Annotated in this window: 21 protein-coding genes; 13 read left to right on the top strand and 8 right to left on the bottom strand. The window is 66.4% G+C overall.

Annotated features, from left to right (window positions below):
* Positions 1 to 47: 47 nt before the first annotated feature.
* Positions 48 to 1,631: a fused MFS/spermidine synthase gene (locus RBH22_RS06015; RefSeq protein ID WP_306676860.1), complete on the bottom strand. Its 1,584-nt coding sequence runs from the start codon at positions 1,629 to 1,631 to the stop codon at positions 48 to 50.
* A gap of 179 nt (positions 1,632 to 1,810) precedes the next feature.
* On the opposite strand from RBH22_RS06015, the gene RBH22_RS06010 reads away from it, so the two are divergent.
* Positions 1,811 to 2,245: a universal stress protein gene (locus RBH22_RS06010; protein WP_256289894.1), complete on the top strand. Its 435-nt coding sequence runs from the start codon at positions 1,811 to 1,813 to the stop codon at positions 2,243 to 2,245.
* A gap of 98 nt (positions 2,246 to 2,343) precedes the next feature.
* Here RBH22_RS06010 and msrB read toward each other — a convergent pair whose 3' ends face one another.
* From msrB to RBH22_RS05990, 4 genes are all read right to left on the bottom strand, one after another.
* A complete protein-coding gene (gene msrB / locus RBH22_RS06005; protein WP_256545274.1) occupies positions 2,344 to 2,751 on the bottom strand; it encodes a peptide-methionine (R)-S-oxide reductase MsrB in 408 nt (135 codons plus the stop codon).
* A gap of 65 nt (positions 2,752 to 2,816) precedes the next feature.
* A complete protein-coding gene (locus RBH22_RS06000) occupies positions 2,817 to 3,233 on the bottom strand; it encodes a hypothetical protein (protein WP_256545273.1) in 417 nt (138 codons plus the stop codon).
* 1 nt (position 3,234) lies between these two features.
* Positions 3,235 to 3,939, bottom strand: a complete 705-nt coding sequence (locus RBH22_RS05995; protein ID WP_121570437.1) for an ATPase domain-containing protein — start codon at positions 3,937 to 3,939, stop codon at positions 3,235 to 3,237.
* 122 nt (positions 3,940 to 4,061) lie between these two features.
* Positions 4,062 to 4,712, bottom strand: a complete 651-nt coding sequence (locus RBH22_RS05990; RefSeq protein WP_343218154.1) for an HAD-IA family hydrolase — start codon at positions 4,710 to 4,712, stop codon at positions 4,062 to 4,064.
* Between the two features lie 250 nt (positions 4,713 to 4,962).
* Between RBH22_RS05990 and RBH22_RS05985 the strand changes: the two genes are divergently transcribed.
* Both RBH22_RS05985 and RBH22_RS05980 read left to right on the top strand, forming a co-directional pair.
* Complete coding sequence (locus RBH22_RS05985) at positions 4,963 to 6,048, top strand: FAD-dependent oxidoreductase (protein WP_306676858.1); 1,086 nt, start codon at positions 4,963 to 4,965, stop codon at positions 6,046 to 6,048.
* A gap of 80 nt (positions 6,049 to 6,128) precedes the next feature.
* The gene (locus tag RBH22_RS05980) at positions 6,129 to 6,908 is read left to right on the top strand and encodes a PHP domain-containing protein (RefSeq protein ID WP_256545269.1); all 780 of its coding nucleotides are present in this window, start codon (positions 6,129 to 6,131) and stop codon (positions 6,906 to 6,908) included.
* Positions 6,909 to 6,982: 74 nt separating this feature from the next.
* Here RBH22_RS05980 and RBH22_RS05975 read toward each other — a convergent pair whose 3' ends face one another.
* On the bottom strand, positions 6,983 to 8,029 hold the full coding sequence (locus RBH22_RS05975; protein WP_256289886.1) for an Lrp/AsnC family transcriptional regulator: 1,047 nt from the start codon (positions 8,027 to 8,029) through the stop codon (positions 6,983 to 6,985).
* A gap of 128 nt (positions 8,030 to 8,157) precedes the next feature.
* On the opposite strand from RBH22_RS05975, the gene RBH22_RS05970 reads away from it, so the two are divergent.
* The 9 genes from RBH22_RS05970 (at position 8,158) to thiD (ending at position 17,138) form a co-directional block, all read left to right on the top strand.
* Positions 8,158 to 9,231 (top strand): anthranilate phosphoribosyltransferase, encoded by a 1,074-nt coding sequence (locus RBH22_RS05970; protein ID WP_306676857.1) that lies wholly within the window; start codon positions 8,158 to 8,160, stop codon positions 9,229 to 9,231.
* A gap of 93 nt (positions 9,232 to 9,324) precedes the next feature.
* A complete protein-coding gene (locus RBH22_RS05965; RefSeq protein ID WP_306676856.1) occupies positions 9,325 to 9,723 on the top strand; it encodes a nuclear transport factor 2 family protein in 399 nt (132 codons plus the stop codon).
* 59 nt (positions 9,724 to 9,782) lie between these two features.
* Entirely contained in the window at positions 9,783 to 10,319 is a 537-nt protein-coding gene (locus RBH22_RS05960) for a peptidylprolyl isomerase (RefSeq protein ID WP_256545265.1), read from the top strand.
* Between the two features lie 209 nt (positions 10,320 to 10,528).
* A complete protein-coding gene (locus RBH22_RS05955) occupies positions 10,529 to 12,940 on the top strand; it encodes a DNA topoisomerase VI subunit B (RefSeq protein ID WP_306676855.1) in 2,412 nt (803 codons plus the stop codon).
* Between the two features lie 6 nt (positions 12,941 to 12,946).
* A complete protein-coding gene (locus RBH22_RS05950; RefSeq protein WP_256289881.1) occupies positions 12,947 to 14,041 on the top strand; it encodes a DNA topoisomerase IV subunit A in 1,095 nt (364 codons plus the stop codon).
* Positions 14,042 to 14,169: 128 nt separating this feature from the next.
* Entirely contained in the window at positions 14,170 to 14,475 is a 306-nt protein-coding gene (locus RBH22_RS05945) for a HalOD1 output domain-containing protein (protein ID WP_256289880.1), read from the top strand.
* A gap of 229 nt (positions 14,476 to 14,704) precedes the next feature.
* On the top strand, positions 14,705 to 15,391 hold the full coding sequence (gene thiE / locus RBH22_RS05940; RefSeq protein WP_256289878.1) for a thiamine phosphate synthase: 687 nt from the start codon (positions 14,705 to 14,707) through the stop codon (positions 15,389 to 15,391).
* The gene (gene thiM / locus RBH22_RS05935) at positions 15,388 to 16,230 is read left to right on the top strand and encodes a hydroxyethylthiazole kinase (RefSeq protein ID WP_306676854.1); all 843 of its coding nucleotides are present in this window, start codon (positions 15,388 to 15,390) and stop codon (positions 16,228 to 16,230) included. Before thiE ends, thiM begins: the two co-directional genes overlap by 4 nt.
* A complete protein-coding gene (thiD, locus tag RBH22_RS05930; RefSeq protein WP_306676852.1) occupies positions 16,227 to 17,138 on the top strand; it encodes a bifunctional hydroxymethylpyrimidine kinase/phosphomethylpyrimidine kinase in 912 nt (303 codons plus the stop codon). The genes thiM and thiD overlap by 4 nt, the downstream gene beginning before the upstream one ends.
* A 93-nt stretch (positions 17,139 to 17,231) precedes the next feature.
* Here the strand turns inward: thiD and ligA are convergent, their stop codons facing one another.
* A complete protein-coding gene (gene ligA / locus RBH22_RS05925; RefSeq protein ID WP_306676851.1) occupies positions 17,232 to 19,115 on the bottom strand; it encodes an ATP-dependent DNA ligase LigA in 1,884 nt (627 codons plus the stop codon).
* A gap of 115 nt (positions 19,116 to 19,230) precedes the next feature.
* Between ligA and RBH22_RS05920 the strand changes: the two genes are divergently transcribed.
* Positions 19,231 to 20,763 (top strand): hypothetical protein, encoded by a 1,533-nt coding sequence (locus tag RBH22_RS05920; protein ID WP_306676850.1) that lies wholly within the window; start codon positions 19,231 to 19,233, stop codon positions 20,761 to 20,763.
* A 52-nt stretch (positions 20,764 to 20,815) separates the two neighbouring features.
* On the opposite strand, the gene psmB is transcribed toward RBH22_RS05920, so the two are convergent.
* A complete protein-coding gene (psmB, locus tag RBH22_RS05915) occupies positions 20,816 to 21,547 on the bottom strand; it encodes an archaeal proteasome endopeptidase complex subunit beta (protein ID WP_256545256.1) in 732 nt (243 codons plus the stop codon).
* Positions 21,548 to 21,699 lie beyond the last annotated feature (152 nt).

Genomic DNA, 21,699 nt, shown 5'->3' with positions numbered 1-21,699 from the left:
CGCCGGACGATACGGCGAGAATCTCCGAACGGTTACGATAATCCCTATCAGTCCGCCGCGGCCGCAGGCGGCGTCGTGTCCGACGTATTTTCCGACGCGTTCGCGCGAACGCGCACGTAGCGCTGTCCGACCATCCCGTCGAGCAGGCTGTCGACCGGGGCTCGGTCGTCTCTGAGCACGGGCACGTCGTCGGTCGGTTCGTCCCGCCGGTAGGAGGCGAGTTCGGGCGCGAGATCGACGCCGATGTCACGGCGCTCGTTCCGTGCCTGGAGCTCCTCGCGCGTGACGAGTGAGTCCGACTTGGTCGCCACCATCTCGATGTTCTGGACGACCGGACCGCCCGCGGTCGGGAAACTGTAGACGTGCGGGAAGACTTGCTGCATCGTCTTGTACTCAGCGCGGTAGAACTCTGAGGCCGGACCGCTGGGCGCGGAGATGAGGTTCGCGAGGAGGACGCCGTCCTCGTCGAGTCGGTCCGACGCGAGGCGCATAAACTCGACCGTCGTCAGTTGAAACGGCACCGAGTCCTTCCGGTAGGCGTCGAGGACGATCAGGTCGTAGGTGCGGTTCGTTTCTTCGAGGAACTGCCGGCCACCGCCGGTGTGGACGTTCATCCGTGGCGAGTCGGGGATGCCGAAGTACCGATCGGCGGCGTCGACGACGGCAGGATCCAGTTCGACGACATCGACGGTCACGTTCGGATACGTCTCGTGAAAGATCCGCGGGCCCGTGAACCCGCCGCCGCCGACGAACAGCACGCGGTCAACGTCGTCGGTGAGCAAAAGCGGCGCGTGGAAGTACCGGGTGTAATCGAAGACGTGTCGCGTCGGGTCGTCGAGGTCCATCGCGCTGTGGGGTTGGCCGTCGAGATAGAGCGTCCGCGTGTCGCCGCGGTCGACGACGCGGAGTTCCTGATAGGGGGTCTGGGTGCTGTAGACGGCGTCGCCGGCGACGCTCGGACCGACGCCCCCGGTCGCGGCCGCCGCGACGAGTGCGAGCGCGACGACCCCGACGCGGAGGCCGGACGTGCCAGTGAGTCCGGGCGCGGCGACGACGACCGCGGCGACGACGGCCGAGAGTCCCAACACGAGGCCGATCTGCGGCACCGAGAGCAGCGGCACGAGGAGATACGTCGTCGCGAACGCGCCGACGATGCTCCCGACGGTACCGACGGCGTAGACGTGGCCCGCGGTCGCGCCGACGTCGCCGCCTGCCAGTTCCGCGGCGTAGGGGCTCACGTATCCCAAGAGATACGTCGGCGGTCCGAAGAGGAGCGTGATCGCCGGGAGCGACGCGAACTCGCTGGGAAGCGGGAGGACGCCGGTGGACCGGACGACGAGGTCGCCGAGCAAGACCACGCCGGCGACGTAGAGTGCCGTCACGAGGAAGACGGCGACCAGCCGCGAGTGAGAGGCGTTCGTCGCCGCGCGCTTCCCGCCGCGGTGGTAGCCCAGACTGAGCGCCGCGAGGAAGACGCCGATGATCCCACCCCAGGTGTAGATGCTGTTGCCGAACTCGGGCGCGAGGATCCGCCCCGCCAGAATCTCCAGCCCCATACTCGTCACGCCGGAGACGAAGACGGCCGTTTCGGGCCGCGTCGGCAGTCGATCTGGGTATAACCGCGATTCCATCACCTCTATGAATGGACGGGGGCGCCTTCAACGCCGCGGCTGTTCCCGTCTCGGGGCTCACTCGGGCCGCCCCGAGCGCACCGGGGCAACGGCAGCCCGAACCCCACAATAGTTCCGGTTCGTGCGGAACGAGAAAGGAGGATATAGGGTGCCGCAGATGATACCTCCGATAGAGCCATATGTTCGAGCGAATCTTGCTGCCGACGGACGGGACTGAGTCGATGGACGCGGTCGTCGAGACCGCAGCCGACATCGCCGGGCGACGCGACGCCGAGGTGTACATTCTCTACGTCATCGACGACCGCGCGTTCCTGACGCTCCAAGACGATATGAAGACCGACGTGCTCGTGGAGTTAGAAGGCGAAGGCGAGGCGGCGACCGACCGCGCGGCGACCCGGCTCCACGAGGCGGGGATCGAGGTCACGACCGCGATCCGGCAGGGCGACCCCGCCGACGAGATTCTGGCGTACGCCGACGAAGTCGACGCGGATCTCATCACGATGGGCACCCGCCGCGGCGACTACACGAACAATCTGATGGGAAGCGTCTCCCAGAATGTCGTCGCGCGGTCGGCGGTCCCCGTCCTGACGACGAACCTCGCCGCCGACGAGTGATACTGTCGGACAGAACTCTGTGAAGCGTATCGGCATCCCGTAGGTGCCAATATCATTCACGCACTGCTGTCCGACAGTATGGACCCTCGCGCCGCGGGTTACTCCTCGGGGTCGAAATCGAGTGCGGCCGAGTTGATGCAGTAACGCTTGCCGGTCGGCTCCGGGCCGTCCTCGAAGACGTGCCCCAGGTGGCCGCCGCAGTTGCGACACAGCACCTCGACGCGACGCATCCCGTGTCGCGTGTCCGTTCGCGTCTCGATCGCGCCCTCGGCGGCTTCGAAGAACGCCGGCCAGCCAGAGCCGGAGTGATACTTGGTCTCGCTATCGAAGAGGGCGGCGCCACAGCCAGCACAGCGGTACGTCCCGTCGTCGTCGCGGTCGAGATACTCGCCGCTGAATTTCGGTTCGGTCCCGCGCTCGCGCAGAATCTCGTACTCTTCGTCCGTGAGACGGTCGCGCCACTCGGCGTCCGATTCCGGGAGGTCGTCGGTTGCGTCGTTCGCCATACCAACGGTTGGGACCCGAGCGTCAAGAACTTCGCCCCGTGGACGCCCGGCGGCCTTCCCCGCGATCACTCCTCGTCGCGTCGGAGAAGCGAGGGGAATTTGAGCCGTTCGAGATCGCCCGCGTCGAAGCCGTCGAGCAGGGGCGGCCGATCGACCGCGTCGGGAATCTCCGCCGGGCGGTCCTCGACCGTCAGCGACTCCGGCGGCGGCGACGGCGACTCCGCGCTCTCGATGAGCGCCTCCCAGGTGTCCTCGTCGGACTCGTGGTGTGGGCGGACGTCCTGCACCTGGCGTTTTCCTTCCTCGAAGGCCAGATCGAGGACGCTCCGCTCGTAGGCGTTCGACGCGAGCGCCCGGATCCGCTCGCGCTCCTCGGCGTTCCGGTAGCCGAGTTCCGCGGCGATGCCGAGTGCGTACGTTCGACGGATGGCCCCCTCTCCCGAGAGCGTCTCCCAGTCGGTGTCGAAGGCGCGTTCGTACATCTCAAAAGTCCACTCGTTTCGTGGGGTCGACCACGATCCCCTCGTCGGTGAACCGCAGCGATCGGATGTCGCAGTCGATGTCTGTACCGCGCATCTTTACCACCTGGATTCCCCGCGTCATTCCTGTCGCTTCGAGGTAGTTGTGGAAGAAGATGACGCCGTGCGCGAGGTAGTGTTCGTCGGAGTACGCGCTCGGGTCGGTCATCTCGGAGATGAGAAGCGTCGTCGCTTCACAGTCTTTGAGTGCCGTCAGAAAGCGCGTCATCTCCTCGTCGCCGTCGGCGAAGAAGAGCTCTAAGAGCATCGTCGAGTCGATGACGAGTCGGTCGACGTCCCGGGAGTTGACGAAGGCGACGATCTTGTCCGTCAGGCTCTGGACGCTCGAAGGATTTCCGCTCTGAGAGAACTGATTGAGGAGCCGCTTGCCCTGCTTGCTCGCCATATTGACGAACCGGAACTGCTCGGAGGCCGTGAGCGTCTCGAAGCCGAACTCGAAGTTCGACATATCGTCGACGAGTTCCTCGCGGGACTCGTGCATCGTGACGTACAGACTGTTCTCCCCGTTTCTCAGCCCCTCGGCGACGAACTGGGCGGTGAACGTCGTCTTGCCACTTCCCGGTGGTCCGGAGAGGACGTACAACCGGCCCGGGAGAAACCCGCCCTGAATCAGGTGATCGAAGCCGCTGACCCCACTCGGTATCCGCATATGTTGGCCTCTATGGACTCCCGTATAACGGTTCCGGGGCGATTTTCAGAGCGTATAATCCTGTTCGTCGCAATCGCCCGCCTCCGCTGCTGTAACCGCCTCCTACCGCCGGTCGGCCGGGGTCACGCGTCCTCGTCGACTGAGAGTCCTCCTCTCGCCGGTCCGTCCGGCGCGAGCGGCACGCCGCCGACGTCGTGAAGATCCCACAGCGAGTCGAGTTCGTACGTCGGTTCCGTCCCGAGGAGCGTCTCCGCGCGGTGTTCACGGCGAATGAACGCCGAATCGACGCCCGCCCGGTGCGCCGCTTCGACGTCGCTCTCGCTGTCGCCGATAAACAGCGCTGCCTCGGCGTCGAGGTCGTCGAGCGCGCGCTCCAGGTAGTACGGCGCGGGCTTCTTGCGACGGAGGCTCTCGACCGTCGGTTCGCGGCCGTATGCCGTCTCGAACAGCGCTCCGAGGTCGTGATACTCGAGGATCGAGTCGATCGTGGCCTGCTGGTTCGTGCTCACGATCCCGCGCGGGGTGTCGATCGCCGCGAGCGCATCGACGTCGGCGTAGGTGTCTTTCTCGCCGCGCCGCATCGACTGGATCTGCGCCTCGCTCGCCGTCCGGTCGCGCGCCGTCCAGAAGCCGTCGGGATCGAGATCGTAGGCCCGACACACCGTCTCTACGGTTTCCGGGGAGACGCCGTAGGAGATCGCATCTACGTGTTCGGGGTCGGGGTCGTCGACGCCGACGGCCGCGAATGCGTCGCGCGCCGCCGCAGTGAGCAGATCGAGAGTGACGGGTTCGACTATCGTAGCGTTTGCAACTGATTACACAGCCAATCGCACGACTGCGTGCGATTCGGTGCGTGAAGACTTGCAAACGCTACTATAGGACGCCGTCGTTGTCGAAGATGATCGCGTCGTACTCCATACGATCATCGGGGGCGGCCGCAGTCAAGTAGTTACGGACCGCTCTCGGTCACCAGTGGCTCGGGTCGGCCCGAACGGTAAAGCCCGTTCCCTCCGTGGAGCCACTGTGACTGATCGAGTGGATTCTTCGGCCGATTCGCCCACGCGACTCGGTATCGTCGGTGCGGGCGCAGCGGGCGCTGGCGCGGCGTACGCCCTCCGCGACGCCGATGTCGACGTGACCATCGTCGAGAAGAGCGGCGGCGTCTGCGGGCGGGCGGCGACCCGCCGCAAGAACGGCTGTCGGTACGATCACGGCGCGAACTACGTCACGGAAGCCGACGAACGGACCGCCGCGTTACTCCCGGAACTCGGGACAGAGGGCCTCGTCGAGATCTACGAGCCGGTCTGGACGTTCGATGCCGCGGGCGAGATTACTGCGGGCGACCGGGAGTCGACGAAGTGGACGTGGACAGAGGGGATCACGCAGTTGGCGAAGCGCCTGCTCGCGGCGACCGACGCGACCGTCCACCGGCGGACCCGGATCGCCGAGGTCGCTCGCGAGGAGGGCAAGCGCGTTGACGACGATGCCGCGAGCTGGACGCTCACCGACACCGACGGCGACCGGTACGGCCCGTTCGATGCGCTCCTCCTGACACCACCGGCCCCACAGACCGCCGACCTGCTGCGCGGGACCGACTGGGACGACGACCGACTCGATTCGCTCGTCGATGCCGTCAGCGCCGTCCCCTACCGGACGGTTCGAACGCTCGTCTTTCACTATCCGTTTCGTGACTCCTACCCGTGGTACGGGCTGGTGAACCCCGACAAGGAACACGCGATCGGCTGGCTGTCGCGCGAGGAGTGCAAGGAAGGTCACGTCCCCGACGGGGAGAGCCTGCTGATCGTCCAGATGGGGCCCGAGTGGTCGACCACCCACTACGACGATCCGCTCTCGGACGTCGAACCGGGGGTCGCAGACCGCGTCGCGACGCTGCTCAACGACGATCGCTACGCCGACCCCGACTGGGTCGACGACCAGGGGTGGCGCTACGCGCTTCCGGACGCGAGTCTCGACGCCGACGCCGTTCGTCTCACCGAAGACGCCGGACTCTACGTCGCTGGGGACTGGGTCGCCGGCGAGGGCCGCGTTCCACGGGCGCTCTGGAACGGCTACGACGTGGGCGAGCGAATCGGGTCAGACACACCGTAAGCGGACCCATCCGAATCACACGCTCGGCTTACTGCTCGCGTGCAGACAGGCTTTACTGCGGGGGGAGCGAACAGGCACCTGTGTCGCTCACCGTCAGAATCGACCCGCACGTCCACTCGGAAGCCTCGTACGACGGGGCAGATCCATCAGAGCTGCTGTTAGAACAGGCAGCCGAGATCGGTCTCGACGCCGTCGTCGTTACCGACCACGACGTCATCCACGAATCCGTACGCGCGGCGGAACTCGCGCCGATGTACGGGCTCGTCGGGATCCCCGGTGTCGAAGTGTCGACCGCGGACGGCCACCTGCTCGCGCTCGGCGTCGAGGAGATGCCGCCGCGCCGCGCGCCGATGGCCGAGACAGTGGCGTGGGTCCGCGAGCGAGACGGGGTCGCGATCGTCCCGCACCCCTTCCAGCGGAGTCGGCACGGCGTCCGGAAGCGGCGGCTCCGCGGCGTCGACCCCGACGCCATCGAGGTGTTCAACTCCTGGGCGTTCACTGGGTGGAAGAACCGGCGTGCACGCCGTTACGCGGACGCGTACGGCTATCCGGGCGTCGCCGGCAGCGACGCGCACAAGGTCGGGTACGTCGGCCGCGCGTACACCGAAATCGAACTCGAAGATGTCGACCGCGCGGAACTGACGACCGACGTCGTACTCGATGCGATCCGCGACGGCGCAACCGGCGTCGAGGGCCGGCGGACGCCGATGCCGACCTCCGCGCGCCACTACGCCGGGGCCGGCGTTCGAAAGAGCAGTTTCTACGCCAAGTATGGTGCCTACCGGAGCGGATCACTCGCGAAGACGGGCGTGCTCGGGGCCGCGCGGATGCTCTACCGCGTCTCGCCGCTCTCGCGGTAGGCGACTGACAGTGGGCTAGTCGATCCGGGCTGCAACCTAGCCTTCTCGCTGCGCTTTTCCCCGCGCGACAGCCGCTACTCGTCGTCGGCGCTCACGAGTTCGTCGTAGCGCGCGCCGGTCTGTTTCAGCGTCTCCGTCGAGTAGAGACGCTCGTGCTCGAACGGGAGGTGCTCGCTCGCGAGTTCGTCGATCTTCGCGTCGACGACGTCGCCTTCCCGGCCGTGGATCATCGTGAAGAGGTTGTACTCCCAGTCCTGTTCGGGGCGTCGCGGGCGGTGATAACAGAGCGTGACGAACGGGAGTTCGCCGACGGCCTCGCCCCGCTCGTCGAGTTCGTCGTCGGGGACGTTCCAGACGACCATACAGTTCGAATCGAAGCCGGTGACGACGTGGTTGACGACGCAGCCGATCCGTTTGATACACCCGTCCTCCAGCAGCCGCTCGATCGCCTCGACGACCGCGTCGACGTCGGCGTCGATGGCGTCTGCGACGTCGCGGTACGGCGTCGCCGAGAGCGGAAAGCCGTCCTGAATCTCGACTAGGAGGTCCGCCTCCAGTTTCGAGAGTCCGCCGACGGCCTCCTCGGAGATCCGCGTCGCCGACGCGTCCGTCGATGCAACGCTCTCGCGGGCGAAGGCGTCGTCGTTGACGACGGGGAACTCCAGGTCGATGTAGTAGTCCGTGAGCATCGGGAGGTTCAGCACCGCACAGCCCGTCCGCTCTTCGATCTCCTCTAAGATCGCGTCGCGCTTCTCTCGGGAGGCGGCGGTGACGACGAACCACATATTCCACTCGTGCTCGCGGCGGTAGTTGTGATTCACCTGCCGGTAGCCGTTGATCACCTCGGCGACCTCGTCGAACCGGTCCTCGGGTGCGGAGACGGCTGCAAGCGTCGAACTGCCGATGACGGGGGGGTTCAGAACGGCTCCGAACCGCCGAAAGATGCCTCGCTCGCGGAGGTCTCGGACCCGATCGAGGGCCTCGGTCTCGCCGATACCGAGTGCGTCGCCGACGACGCGGAACGGCCGCTCGACGACGGGAAAGCCGCTCTGGTACTCGTCGACGAGCGCGGCGTCCACGTCGTCGAGGTCGGCGCGCCAGTCGTCTTCCAGTGCGCTCATTGGGGACGCTTCGGCCCGCACGAACGTACCAATTTCGGCCTCCGGCGAGTGGGTCGCACTGACTGCTCGCACCCGCTGCGTGAGAACCGAACGGTCCACTTTTGATGCTCGCATTCCAACGGGAACGTATGGCAAAAGCGTCGGAAACCGCCGAATTCGGGGAGTGGCCGTTGAAACGACTGATGACCGAAGTCGTCGGCACGGGCGTCAAATCCGCCGAGGATATGACGCGCGAGCAGGCGACCGAGGCGATGCAGCGGATCCTCGCCGGCGAACCCGACCACACGACGCTCGGCGCGTTCTGGCTCGCGAACCGCTGGAAGCACAACAACGCGGAGGAACTCGCCGCCTACGCGGACGTAATCGCGGCGGACGTCGTCTACGCCGAACCCGACGCCGACCCGGTCGACTGCGGCGCGAACTACGACGGCAAGGGCGACACCGCCATCCTCGGTGCCGCCGCTGGCATCGTCGCCGCCGGCGCGGGCACGCCCGTCGTCGCCCACTCGGGCGACCGGGTGCCGACGCAGAAGCAGGACGCCTACAAGCACGTCCTCGACGAACTCGGCGTCCGTACCGAACTCGTTCCCAACGAGAGCGCCGAGATGGTCGACGAGACCGGCTTCGGTTTCTACTACCAGCCCGAGTTCGCCCCGCGCGTCCACGCGCTGTGGGAGCGCCGCGACCAGATGGGCGTCCGCACGTTCGTCAACACCGTCGAGACGATCGCGAACCCCGCGAAGACCGACGTCCACCTCGGCTCGTTCTACCACCTCGCGTTCGCGAAGAAGATCACGGACACCTTCGAGCAGATGGAGTCTCAGAGCCCCCACCGCGTCGTGATGTTCCAGGGGATGGAGGGCTACGACGACATCCGGCCGGGTTACACGAAGGTCGGCGAGTGGACCGACGGCGAGTTCCGCGACTACGAGATCGAGACGCCGGAGTACGGGATGGACTTCGAGTACGAGGACCTCGAAGTCGACCCCGACGACGTCGCCGGCGACTCTGCCCGGTTGACCGAGGAGATCCTCGCGGGCGAGCGCGAGGACCACTTCGCGGACGCCGTCGCGCTCAACGCCGCGTTCCGAATCTACGCCCGCGAAGACGCCGAGACGCTCGATGAGGGACTCGAGATGGCCCGCGAGAGCATCGACTCGGGCGCGGCGGAAGCCGTCCTCGAAGATCTCCGCGCGTTCTGAGCGCAGTTTGGGCGTCGGTTCCCCTTTCGACAGTCGGCAGTTCACTTCTCGACCGCCGACAGGTGTTTTTCTCGCACGCGCGTTGTTTCCGATATGGCCGCCGAGACGACTGCCGAGGCACGCATCCGCGAGTACTACGAGGCGCTGCGGAACGGAGAGCCGCTGTACCCATTCTTCGCAGACTGCCCCGACGTCGTGAAGTTCGGGATTACCGAGCGGTTGACCGGATACGAGGAAATCGAAGCGGGACTTCGCGAGCAGACGGCGACGACCGCAGACTGGACCGCCGAGAGCCGGAACCTCCGGGTCGTCGAACGCGACGATCACGCGTGGTTCTCCGACGACGTGCGGATGGCGTGGCACGACGTCGCGGCGGACCGCGAGTACGACTTCGACAGTCGGTGGAGCGGGACGCTCGAACGGGAGGGGAACGAGTGGCTGTTCGTCGGGATGCACGTGAGCGCGGTCCCCGACGGGCCGCTCGCGGAGTGACGTCTTCCCGGATCAGACTGAGAGGACACCGTTTTGTATCAGTCGCTCCTCTCGTGGGTATGGTCGACGACTCCGAACTGGAGAACCCCGAGAACCCGGTCGTGACGCTGCACACAACGACGGGCGACATCACGCTCGAACTGTTCGAGCAGCGCGCGCCCCGTACGGTCGAGAACTTCCTCGGTCTCGCGACCGGCGAGAAGGAGTGGAGCGACCCCGAGACGGGCGAGACTCGCACGGACTCCCTCTACGAGGGAACGATCTTCCATCGGATCATCGACGGCTTCATGATCCAGGGCGGCGACCCCGAAGGAACGGGCCGCGGCGGCCCCGGCTACACCTTCGACGACGAGTTCCACGAGGACCTGAACCACGACGGCGCGGGCGTCCTCTCGATGGCCAACCGCGGCCCGAACACGAACGGCTCGCAGTTCTTCATCACGCTCGACGCCCAGCCGCATCTCGACGGCCGCCACGCGGTCTTCGGCCACGTCGTCGAGGGAATGGACGTCGTCGAGGAGATCGGTAACGTCCCGACCGATAGCAACGACAAGCCCGTCAAAGACATCGAAATAGAATCGATCGACGTCGAGTAATCCGATCTGCTCCGGTCCGCTCCTTACGATACATTTCTTCTTTCGGCCGCGTGCGCGGTGGCCACTCCTGAGCCGGCGGTCCGTCCCAACGGGGTCGTTCCCCGATTTTCCGCGTGTGCGACCGCCCTCGCGGCAGTGTCTCGACCGTTTCACTTTCACCCCGCTGCCGAACCCTTCTTAACCGTTCGTTGGGTACGACAGTCCACAGAATGACCTCGTTTCAGTCGACGCTCGGCGAGGAGGAAGGAGGCGGGATCGCCGAGGAGCTGGCGGAAGGCCAGCGCGCGATCTCGATCGCCGAGTTCTTCGAGAAGAACAAACATATGCTCGGCTTCGACTCGGGCGCGAGAGGGCTCGTCACCGCCGTCAAGGAGGCGGTCGACAACGCCCTCGACGCCACCGAGGAAGCCGGCATCAAGCCCGACATCTCGATCGAAATCCGCGAATCCGGCGACTACTACACTCTGATCGTCGAGGACAACGGACCGGGTATCACGCGCGAACAGATCCCGAAAGTCTTCGGGAAACTGCTCTACGGGTCGCGCTTCCACGCCCGCGAACAGTCACGCGGACAGCAGGGAATCGGAATCTCCGCGGCGGTGCTGTACTCGCAGTTGACCTCCGGGAAGCCGGCGAAGATCACCTCTCGCACCCAGCGCTCCGAAACCGCCCAGTACTTCGAGCTCATCATCGACACCGACACCAACGAGCCCGAGATCCAGGTCGACGAGGAACGCGCACCGGGCGAGTCTGACCTCTCACCGACGCACGGCACGCGCATCGAGATGGAGATGGAGGCGAATATGCGGGCGCGCCAGCAGCTCCACGACTACGTGAAGCACACGGCCGTCGTCAACCCCCACGCGCGGCTCGTCCTCAACGAGCCCGGACTGGACGAACCGCGGCACTACGAGCGCGTCGAGGGCGCGGATCTGCCGGCCGAGACGGAGGAGATCCGTCCGCACCCCCACGGCGTCGAACTCGGGACGCTGATCAAGATGCTCGGCGCGACCGAGTCGTACTCGGTGTCGGGCTTCCTACAGGAGGAGTTCACCCGTGTCGGTGCGAAGACGGCCGAAAAAGTGCTGAACAACTTCCGGGATCGGCACTTCGGTCGCGAGATGGGCTGGGCCGCGCCGCGGGACCCCGAGACGTCGCTCGAAGACGCGATCGACGACGCCGTCGCCAACAAGGGCGCGGAGGCGACCGCGACGTTCGCCGCACGCGTCGCCGACACGCTCACCTCGCGCGAGCGGACGACGCACGCAGAGCTCACGGACATCGTCGACACCGTCGCCGACGACGTCGGTGAGGAGTTCGGGGCGACGTTCGGGAGCACAGTCCGAGAGAACGCCGTCGAGGCCGCGTGGGACGTCCTCACCTCGGACCTCGAAGCCGACCTCTATCCGCTCGTCGACGACGCCACGAGCACCCGGAAAGACGACGCGACCGTCTCCGGGCTGGCCGATCGGCTGGCCGACAAATTCGACAGTGGCGGCGACCCCCGCCACCGCGCCACGTACGCAGAACTCTGCGACTACGTCGACCGCTCGGCGGATCGGCTGGTCTCCGAGGACGTCTCGTTCGGCGACACCGCCCGCGAGAACGTCGTCGATGTCGTCTGGACCGCGATGCGTACCGTCCCCGACGAGGTTCCGAAAGTGCGAGCGATCGCCGACGACCGCGACGTCGCCTCCGAGTTGTTGGAGGCGATGCGTGAGACCGACATCCTCGCACCGCCGACGAACTGCCTCTCGCCGATCACGGCCGAACTCGTCGAGGCGGGCCTGAAAAAGGAGTTCGACGCCGACTTCTACGCGGCGGCGACCCGCGATGCAGAGGTCCACGGCGGCGACCCCTTCATCGTCGAAGCCGGCATCGCCTACGGCGGAGAGCTCCAGGACGGAACGGTCGACCTGCTCCGCTTTGCGAACCGCGTCCCGCTGGTCTACCAGCGCGGGGCGTGTGCGACGACCGACGTAGTGAAGACCATCGGCTGGCGCAACTACGGACTCGACCAGCCCGGCGGCTCCGGGATGCCGAACGGCCCGGCGGTGATTATGATCCACGTCGCTTCGACGAACGTGCCGTTCACGAGTGAGTCGAAAGACGCCATCGCGAACATCCCCGAGATCGAAGACGAGATCGAACTCGCCATCAGAGAGGCCGCCCGCGACCTCAAATCCTACCTCAACAAGCGGCGCTCGATGCAGAAACGCCGGAAGAAACAGGACGTTCTCGGACGGATTCTGCCCGAGATGGCCGACAAGCTCTCGGAGGTCACGGGCCGGCCGCGGCCGAACATCGACGGCGCGCTCGCCCGGATTATGAACAACGTGAGCGTCGAGCGCGAGGTCGACGGCGACACCGTCACGCTCGTCGTCGAGAACCACTCCGACCGGACCGAAGAACCGGAGATCACCGACATCCTTTCCGCGGAGCCGTCGAACCTCCCCGAGGACGCCAGCGTCGTCGACCTCGACGGCGAGTGGTTCGTCTCCTGGGAGCCGTCGGTGCCGGCGGGCGAGTCGGTCGAACTGACATACACGGTTTCGGGAGACGCGTCGTTCGACGTCGACGTCGACGGCGTCGAGAACGAGAAACTGACGATCAACGCCTAAGCTACTATGAGCACGAAACAGGACGACGAACTCGCACAGGAACGCCTCGTCGACCTCGCCGCGGAGTTCTACGACCAGTTCGCGGCGGGCGAGGTACCGCATATGGACATCCCCACGCGGACGAAATCGAACATCGTCTTCGACGAGGACTCGAACGTGTGGGTCTACGGCGACCGAACGTCGACCCGCACGGCCAACAGCGTCCGCGGCGCCCGAAAGTTGCTGAAGGCGTCGTATACGATCGAGTTCCTCGTCAATCAGTTAGAGGAGGATCGCTCCTCGACGCTGCGTGAGCTGTACTACCTCTCTGAGTCGTGGGACAACGAGGAGGCTCAGTTCAAGAGCCAAGACGAGTCGAACCAACTGGTCGAAGACCTCGAAATCGTCTCGGAAGTCACCCGCGAGGACTTCCACATGCGGCCCGAGGAGTCGGGGGCGACGCTTATGGGGCCGCTGGAGCTTCGAGAGCAGACCCGCCGCGGCGAGCGCGAGATCCACTGTCAGAAGGACGTCGGCGAGGGCGGCTACCAGATCCCGAACAACCCCGACACGATCGACTTCCTCGATCACGACATCGACTTCGTCCTCTGCGTGGAGACCGGTGGGATGCGCGACCGTCTGGTGGAGAACGGCTTCGACGACGAGTACAACTGCCTGGTCGTTCACCTGAAGGGCCAGCCCGCGCGAGCGACGCGTCGGATCACGAAGCGACTCCACGACGAACTCGACCTGCCGGTCGTGGTGTTCACAGACGGCGACCCGTGGTCCTACCGGATCTACGGCTCGGTCGCCTACGGCTCGATCAAGTCCGCGCACCTCTCGGAGTACCTCGCGACGCCGGAGGCGCGGTTCGTGGGAATCCAACCGGAGGACATCGTCGAGTACGACCTCCCGACCGATCCGCTGGCAGACTCCGACATCAACGCCCTCGAATCCGAACTGGAGGACCCGCGCTTCCAGAGCGACTACTGGACCGAGCAGATCGAACTGCAGCTCGACCTCGAAAAGAAGGCCGAACAGCAGGCCCTCGCCGCTCGCGGGCTCGATTTCGTCACTGAGACGTACCTTCCCGAGCGCCTCTCGTCGATGGGCGTGCTGTAAGATCGGCCCCACTCGCGTTCTCGGTCGATCGAACTCCTGCGTGACCGAGTTCGGGATCCGGGGTGTGAAATATCGAAAGCGATATTCGAGCGGTTGTCTTTTTATGGCCCGACGCGATGGAGCAACGTATGAGTACCACCAAGCGAGGCACCACGATGGCCGAACTCACGGATTCTGCGCCGGTGGTCACGTACGCCCGCGACGGTGACGAAAACTTCGTCGACGCCATCGTCTCGGCATTCGCGACGACGCCGCTCGATGTCGACCTCTCGGGACGCGATCCGCTCTACGAGTGGATCGACCTCGATGCCCTCGACGCGCTGTTCGAATCGGCCCGTGACGACGTGGCGTTGTCGACAATCATCTGGGGCCACCCGGTCGTGATCACAGTCGACGATATCGAAGTCTACGAGGCTGACGGAACCGCCGAGTAGCTATAGTAGCGTTTGCAACTGATTGCTCATCCGATCGCACGCAGTCGTGCGATCGAGTAAGTGAAGACTTGCAAACGTTACTATAGTTTTCACATCCTGCCGGACCTCCGGAACGAGCTCTGACCCCCGTGAGCGGCGTCTATCCCTGCGCCGTTATGGACGCGCTGTACCCGGCCAGCGAGAAGTCACAGAATCTTTTTATTCTATTACCATATGGTACTACCCGATAATGACACTCGGTGTAGAACGCACTCAGACCGAACTATCCCTCCAGACGTATCTCGTCACCCAGGGGGACCGGGCCGCTGGCCGGTCTACGGTCGAGGTCGTCGACGCCGCTATCGAAGGGGGCATCGACGTCGTGCAACTCCGCGAAAAGCACGCGAGCGCTCGCCAGCGCTATGAACTGGGCCAGGCGATCCGCGAGCGGACGCGCGAAGCAGACGTGCCGTTCCTCGTGAACGACCGCGTTGATCTGGCCGCTGCCCTCGACGCCGACGGAGTCCACCTCGGCGACGACGACCTCCCGGTTGCGGCCGCCCGCGACGTTCTCGGTTCGGCGGCCATCGTCGGCCGGTCCGTCTCGACGCCCGCTGCGGCGCGCGACGCGGAGCGGGCCGGTGCGGACTACCTGGGTGTCGGTGCCGTCTACGGGACCGATACGAAAGACGTCGACGACGACAGCGCAGAGATCGGAACCGAAACCGTCGCGGCGATCGCCGACGCGGTCGACGTTCCGATCGTCGGGATCGGTGGCATCACGCCCGAAAACGCCGCCCCGGTGGTCGAAGCGGGTGCTGCGGGCGTCGCGGTCGTCTCCGCGATCACGGCCGCCGCCGACCCCGAGGCGGCCACTCGGCAGTTGCGCCAGCGCGTCCGGTCGGTCGCCGAGTCCCCGGAGGTGCAGCAGCGATGAGCGAGGCCGTCGGTCCCAAGGAGGCGCTCGCCGCAGTCGAGGCGGCGACGCCGTTGGTCAACGCGATCACGAACGACGTGACCGTGAACGCGGTCGCGAACGTCATCCTCTACTGGGGCGGCCTGCCGGTGATGTCCGACGACGTCCGGGAAGTCGAGGAGATGGTCGCCGCCTCTCAGGCGTGCCTGCTCAATATGGGCACCGTCAGCGAGGCCGGCGAGGAGGCGATGGTGACTGCTGGACGCGCCGCGGCAGCGCACGGGGCCGCCCTCGTCGTCGACCCCGTCGGTGCCGGCGCGACGCCGACCCGCTCGCGCGTTGCCGAGCGCTTGACGACCGAGCTCGCAGCCGACGTGATCAAGGGGAATCGCGGCGAGATCGCCGCCCTCGCGGGCGAGCACAGCGACGTTCGCGGCGTCGAATCCACCGGCGAACACGCGGACATCGCCGAGACCGCGATAGCGTGTGCGCGCCAGACAGACGCGGTCGTCGTCGCCTCGGGAAAGACGGACGTCGTGGCCTCCGAGGAGGCGGCGTTCGAGGTCGACGTCGGCCACTCGCTGATGGGCGAGGTCGTCGGGACCGGCTGTCTCCTCGGCGGCACGCTCGCCGCGTTCTGCGGCGCGGTCGACGATCCACTGTCGGCGGCGCTGGCTGGCACCGTCGCGTTCGGCCTCGCCGGTGAAGCGGCGGCCGCAGGCGAGTACGGCGACTACGCGGGGCCAGCGAGCTACGAGATCGCATTCCTAGATGCCATAGCTGGACTCGATCCAACGTCACTCTCGAATGCAAAGGACCGCATCGCGCGCGTGCCCACCGCAAAGGCGTATTACGAATGACCCGAGCAGATCCGCAGCGGCCTCCCTACGCACTCACGATCGCGTCGAGCGATTCCAGCGGCGGGGCGGGCCTTCAGGCCGATTTGAAGACGCTGACGCGACTCGGCGTGTACGGCGGTTCCGTCGTCGTCGCCGTCACCGCCCAGCACACGCAGGGCGTCGAATCGACCCACGTCCTCCCTCCCGAGGACGTCCGCGCGCAGTTCGACGCCGTCGCGGGCGACGTCGACGTCGACGCAGTGAAACTCGGGATGCTTGCGACCGCGGACGCCGTCAGAACGGTTGATCAGTGCCTCGCGGACTACGACGGCCCCGTCGTGATCGACCCCGTGATGGTCGCGACCGCCGGCGATCGACTCCTCGCTGCAGACGCCGTGGACGCCTACACCGAGTTGTTCGCTCGCGCGACCCTTGTCACGCCGAACGCCGACGAAACCGAGGTACTCACCGGAATCTGGCCGGATGCACCCGAGTCGCGGGCGTCCGCCGCCGCGCAGTTCTTCCAGTGGGGGGCCGACGCCGTGCTGTTCAAAGGCGGGCACGTGAGCGAGGCGGCGGACGGACACGCCGACGAGAGCGACGAAGACGGTGCTATCGTCCGCGACGTCCTCTACACCGAGGCAGACTCGGGAGCGGGCGACCGCCTCCCGACGGCGACGTTCGAGCACGAGCGGGTCGAGAACGCCCAAACTCACGGATCGGGGTGCACACTCGCGAGTGCGATCACGGCGCGGTTGGCTCACGGCGGTGCGCTCGTCGACGCCGTCGAACAGGGTGTCGCGTTCACTCGCGCCGCCATCGAGCGATCGGCAGCCATCGGCGGATCGGGGAGCGTGAACCACCTCGCGCCGAGCGGAGCGCGGAGTAGTATCGAGGGCGACCGCGACGACGCTTCTCAGCGCGACTAGCGACCAGCTGAGGGCCGCCCACCGCGACGGCTGTTCGTCTGCTGTGTGACGACTGTCCGTCGGCCGCGCGACTACTGTTCGTCTACCGCGCGATTACTGCTCGTCGGCCAGTCGCTCCACGCGATCGAGGCTGTCGGCGTCGGCCGGCGACTTGTCCTCGCGGACGCCGACGAACCGCGGGAATCGGAGGGCGTAGCCCGACGAGTAGGTCGGTGACTGCTGTATCTCCTCGTAGCCGACCTCGAAGACGACCGCTGGCTCGACCGAGACTGTCTGGCCGTCCTCGTGTTCGATGTGCGGCGTCAGCCGTTCGGTCAGGGATTCGAGTTCCTCGTCGGTGATCCCGGTCGCGACTTTCCCGAGTGTGACGTAGGCGTCGCCGCCGGCAGTTCCGTCGTCGGCTCGGTCGTCTGCACCGTCCGTCCGCGCCGACAGCAGAAACGTCCCCAGGAGGTTCGCCCGGCGGCCTTCGCCCCACTCCGCGCCGGTGACGACAAGATCCAGCGTCTCCACGTCGGGCTTGCGCTTCAGCCAGTTCCGGCCGCGCTTGCCCGGCGCGTACGTCGACTGGGGATCTTTCAGCATAATCCCCTCGTGGCCCGCGTCGAGGGCCGCTTCCTCGACCGTCGCGACCTCGTCGGGGTCGGCCGCGACGCTGATGTCGGAGACGGCGTCGGTGTCGCCGAGCAGTTCCGCGAGTCGATCGTGGCGCTCGACCAGCGGCGCGTCGAGCAGGTCGCCGCCGTCGGCGTGCAGACAGTCGAACGCGCGCAGTTCGACGCGGACCTCCTCGCGCATCTGCTCGACGTCGTACTTCCGGCGGAAGCGCCGCAGTACCTCCTGAAAGGGGAGCGGTGAGCCGTCGTCGTCGACCGCGACCACTTCGCCGTCGAGGACGACCGGCACGTCGATCGCCGACTCGACGAACTCTACGACCTCCGGGAGCGGGTCGGTCACGTCGTCCATATTCCGCGAGAAGAGCGCGGTCGTCTCTCCGTCGTAGTGGACCTGGACCCGTGCGCCGTCGAACTTGGTCTCGACGACCGCCTCGCCCCACTCGTCGATCGCCTCGGTGGCGCTGCCGGCCTGCGCGAGCATCGCCTGCACCGGGCGACCGACTTCGAGGCCGACGTCGTCGAGGCCCTCGCGGCCCGACTCGCGAGCGACGCGTGCGACCATCCCGTAGTCGTTCGAGACTTGCAGGGCGTGCTCGACGGCGACGACGGGGTCGTCCGTATCGTCGCCGTCGACGCGCGCGCTGTCGGGGGTGCCGCTCTCGGCGGGAGGGCCTGCGCCATCCGGGTCGTCCGGGTCCGCGTCTGTGTCTCCGTCGGCATCCACCTGTTCGTCCGCGTCTATATCGGCATTTGCGTCCCCGTTCTCTTTCCCGTCCGCGTTTGTGTCCTCTACGTCGATATCGAGGAACGCCTCGGCGATGGCGTCCCGGACTGTTCCTTCGCCGACGCCGATCCGCATCTCGCCGAGGACCAACCGGGCGAGGAACTTCGCCTCGGAGGCGGAGGCCCGGTTGAACAGCCCGAACAGCGTATCGAGTCGCCGGCGCTCGCTGCCCTCGCCGATCGTCGCCGCGATCTCGCGGAGTTGCTCGTCGACTTCTGCGACGGTCAACTCGTCTGGCCCGCTACCGGAAAACGCGCTGAGACCGCGCTGGCCGCCGAACTCGTAGGTCGCCGCGACCGCGCCGATCTCACCGACGTCAGCGAGTTTCGCCTCGACGTCGTCGGCGTCGACGTTCTGCCCCGCGGCGCGAGCGATCGCTTCGTGGAGGAGTGCCGGACCGATATCGAGCGTCGTCGCGTCCCAGGCGGGGAACACCCGACCCTGGAGGAAGCGGACGACCACCGGGAGGTCCGTGCCGGCGTCGCCGAGGAGGTCACAAACGTGGTCGACTGTCGCTAGATCCCCCGGCTCGTCTTCGATTTCGGCAGCGCGTGCGGCGAACTCGGCGAACTGCATCGGGCGAGCGTAGCCGCCACGCCGACAAGAGTCCGCCGACTCGGGACGAAAATTTCGGCGCCGGTTCTCGCTGGAAGCCACGGGTTTGAAGCCGTCCGCCCGCCCAGGGTGGGCTATGACTGAGGACTTGGCGGCGTCGGTTCGGGACGCGCTCGCCGTCGACCCCGAGGAGTTCGAGGCGCAGGCGCGGACGGACGCCGAAGTGGTGAAGTCCGAACTCAGGGAGGGCACCTTCGACAACCACCAGTCGATCGTGGGCTTGGAGTACGAGTTCTACGCCGTCGCCGACGGCCGGTGGGCGGCCTCCGACGACGCCGACGTCTACGCGCTGATGCGCGTGCCGCGTCGGCTGCTCGAACTCATCGGCTTCGAGAAGGAACTCGGCCTCCACAACGCCGAGATGACGACCAGTCCGCAGCCCCTGAACCCCGACGGCCTCCGTGCGCAGGAATCGGAAGTCCGTGCGCGACTGGGCGCGGCGCTCGACTGTACCGGGGCAGAGGGAATTCGCCTCGTGAGCGACGGACTGTGGACGATCCCGCCGGCCGGCGAGACGGCCCGGGAGTACCTCACCGACAGCGTCGAGGCCGACGGCATCCGGATCGCGACGAATATGAGCGGCTCGGTCCGGTATCACGCGATGGCGAACGGCCCGGCGTCGCCCGAGCGGCTGACGATCGACGCGCCCAACGTCACGCTCTCGGCCGACACCGTGATGCCGGAGTCACTCATCACCTCGATCCAGCCGCACTACCAGGTCGCACACGCCGCCGACCTCCCGACGTACTTCAACTACGGGCTCCGGATCGCCGGACCGCTCCTCGCGCTCGGCGTCAACTCCCCGTTCTTCCCGCCGGACCTCTACGACGACGTCGGCGCGCAGAAAATCCTCGCCGACGGCTACGCCGAACACCGAATCCTCGTGTTCGAATCCGTCCTCAACACGGAGGACGTGAAGAAAGTGTGCTTCCCGGAGGACCTCGATACCGTCGAGCAGGCGGTCGACCGAGTCGCGAGCGACGCGACGATGGTCCCGATGCCCGTCCCCGAAGGCAATCGCTTCGACGACGAGTTCGCCACGCTCCGTCGCAAGCACGGCACGTACTGGCGCTGGGTCCGCCCAGTCTTCGACGGCGCGTCGCGGTCTTCGGCGAACGCGCGCATCGAGTTCCGACCGATCGCGGCACAGCCGACCGTCCGCGACACGATCGCGTTCCAGGCGACGTTCGCCGGACTGATGGAGAGTCTCCCGCGACGTCGCCACCCCGCGACAGATCAGCCGTGGTCGACCGCCAGGGAGAACTTCTATGCGGCGATGCGGGACGGGCTCGACAGCGGCCAGCGGTGGATCTGTAACGACGGCGTCGAGACGATGGACCCCGAGACGGTCTACGACGACATCTTCGCACACGCGGTCGACGGGCTCACCGCTGCTGGCTGCTCGGAAGCGGAGGCCGAGAAGTACGTCGACCCCCTCCGTGCGCGCGTCGAACACGAGACGACGCCGGCCGACTGGAAGGTCGACCGGGTCAGAGAGTACCTCGCCGACGGCGACTCATTCGCCGACGCCGTCGCGGAGATGCAGCGCGACTACGTCCGGAAACAGCGGGAGACACTGCTGGACGGGTCGTTCGCGGACTGGTTGTAGGAGAAGCGAGACGGGTCGAAGATCGATCGGGGCGAGTCCCGAACGCTCGGCCTTACAGGACCTCGTCGAAGTCCTTGTGCTGGGTGATGTCGACGCCGTCCTCGGTGACGACACAGACGTTGATCCCGTTACCGGACGCGAGGTCGCGCTCGACGGCGCTCTGGATTGCGCGCGCGGCGACGGACTTGGCCTCCTCGATCGAGAGGTCCTCGTTGTACTCCTGTTCGAGGACACCGAGGGCGTACTGACTACCCGAGCCCGTGACGGTGTACTCCTCTTCGAGAATCGACCCGGCGGGGTCGATACTGTAGATGTGGGGTCCTTCCTCGTCGACGCCGCCGAGGATCGGCTGGACGATGAAGAACGCGCCCGAGCGGAGGAAGTTCCCGAGGAGAGTCGAGAGCGCCTGCATACTCATATCCTCGCCGCGTCGGGACTCGTAGAGTCGCACCTCTGCGCGGATCGAACTGATGAGCGACTGTGCGGCCGAGACGGAGCCCGCGATCGTCAGCGCGCCTCTCGGGTGGATCTCCTCGACCTTCTGGACGTTCTTCGAGGAGACCATCCGACCGAGGCTGGCGCGCATATCCGTCGCGAGGACCACGCCCTCGGACGTTTTCAGACCGACGGTCGTCGTCCCCGTCTTGGTCTCTTTGTCGCCCATCTGTTCGGCTCGTTGTTCGGCGTTGGAGAACTCGCCGAGTTCCGGCGAGAAGACGTCGGAGTGCTCACCGTTCAGCGGATCGAGACGCCCCGAAACGTCATCACTCGTAGGAGTACGCATTACCCGGTGTTGTCGCCCACCGCTGATAAATGCCACCCTTCCCACTGCTGTTGCCAGTATCGACCGCGGCGACGACACATCGGCAGGTGTCTCTGAACGCTGTGTCGGTCGTCGTTTCCGTCCGCGTGACACCGTCAACCAAGCTATAGTAG

Origin of the sequence: Halobellus sp. H-GB7 (assembly GCF_030848585.1) — an archaeon.
In the GTDB taxonomy this organism is placed as follows: domain Archaea; phylum Halobacteriota; class Halobacteria; order Halobacteriales; family Haloferacaceae; genus Haloquadratum; species Haloquadratum inordinatus.
This window is presented reverse-complemented; position numbering and strand designations above follow the sequence as displayed.

Excerpts from the sequence above, each read along its gene's own strand:
- psmB (WP_256545256.1), bottom strand. The coding sequence starts at position 21,547 with ATGCGTACTCCTACGAGTGATGACGTTTCGGGGCGTCTCGATCCGCTG.
- RBH22_RS05945 (WP_256289880.1), top strand. The coding sequence starts at position 14,170 with ATGAGTACCACCAAGCGAGGCACCACGATGGCCGAACTCACGGATTCT.
- RBH22_RS05920 (WP_306676850.1), top strand. The coding sequence starts at position 19,231 with ATGACTGAGGACTTGGCGGCGTCGGTTCGGGACGCGCTCGCCGTCGAC.
- RBH22_RS05970 (WP_306676857.1), top strand. The coding sequence starts at position 8,158 with ATGGCAAAAGCGTCGGAAACCGCCGAATTCGGGGAGTGGCCGTTGAAA.
- thiM (WP_306676854.1), top strand. The coding sequence starts at position 15,388 with ATGAGCGAGGCCGTCGGTCCCAAGGAGGCGCTCGCCGCAGTCGAGGCG.
- RBH22_RS05955 (WP_306676855.1), top strand. The coding sequence starts at position 10,529 with ATGACCTCGTTTCAGTCGACGCTCGGCGAGGAGGAAGGAGGCGGGATC.
- ligA (WP_306676851.1), bottom strand. The coding sequence starts at position 19,115 with ATGCAGTTCGCCGAGTTCGCCGCACGCGCTGCCGAAATCGAAGACGAG.
- RBH22_RS05965 (WP_306676856.1), top strand. The coding sequence starts at position 9,325 with ATGGCCGCCGAGACGACTGCCGAGGCACGCATCCGCGAGTACTACGAG.
- msrB (WP_256545274.1), bottom strand. The coding sequence starts at position 2,751 with ATGGCGAACGACGCAACCGACGACCTCCCGGAATCGGACGCCGAGTGG.
- RBH22_RS06000 (WP_256545273.1), bottom strand. The coding sequence starts at position 3,233 with ATGTACGAACGCGCCTTCGACACCGACTGGGAGACGCTCTCGGGAGAG.
- thiD (WP_306676852.1), top strand. The coding sequence starts at position 16,227 with ATGACCCGAGCAGATCCGCAGCGGCCTCCCTACGCACTCACGATCGCG.
- RBH22_RS05995 (WP_121570437.1), bottom strand. The coding sequence starts at position 3,939 with ATGCGGATACCGAGTGGGGTCAGCGGCTTCGATCACCTGATTCAGGGC.
- RBH22_RS06010 (WP_256289894.1), top strand. The coding sequence starts at position 1,811 with ATGTTCGAGCGAATCTTGCTGCCGACGGACGGGACTGAGTCGATGGAC.
- RBH22_RS05950 (WP_256289881.1), top strand. The coding sequence starts at position 12,947 with ATGAGCACGAAACAGGACGACGAACTCGCACAGGAACGCCTCGTCGAC.
- RBH22_RS06015 (WP_306676860.1), bottom strand. The coding sequence starts at position 1,631 with ATGGAATCGCGGTTATACCCAGATCGACTGCCGACGCGGCCCGAAACG.
- RBH22_RS05975 (WP_256289886.1), bottom strand. The coding sequence starts at position 8,029 with ATGAGCGCACTGGAAGACGACTGGCGCGCCGACCTCGACGACGTGGAC.
- RBH22_RS05960 (WP_256545265.1), top strand. The coding sequence starts at position 9,783 with ATGGTCGACGACTCCGAACTGGAGAACCCCGAGAACCCGGTCGTGACG.
- thiE (WP_256289878.1), top strand. The coding sequence starts at position 14,705 with ATGACACTCGGTGTAGAACGCACTCAGACCGAACTATCCCTCCAGACG.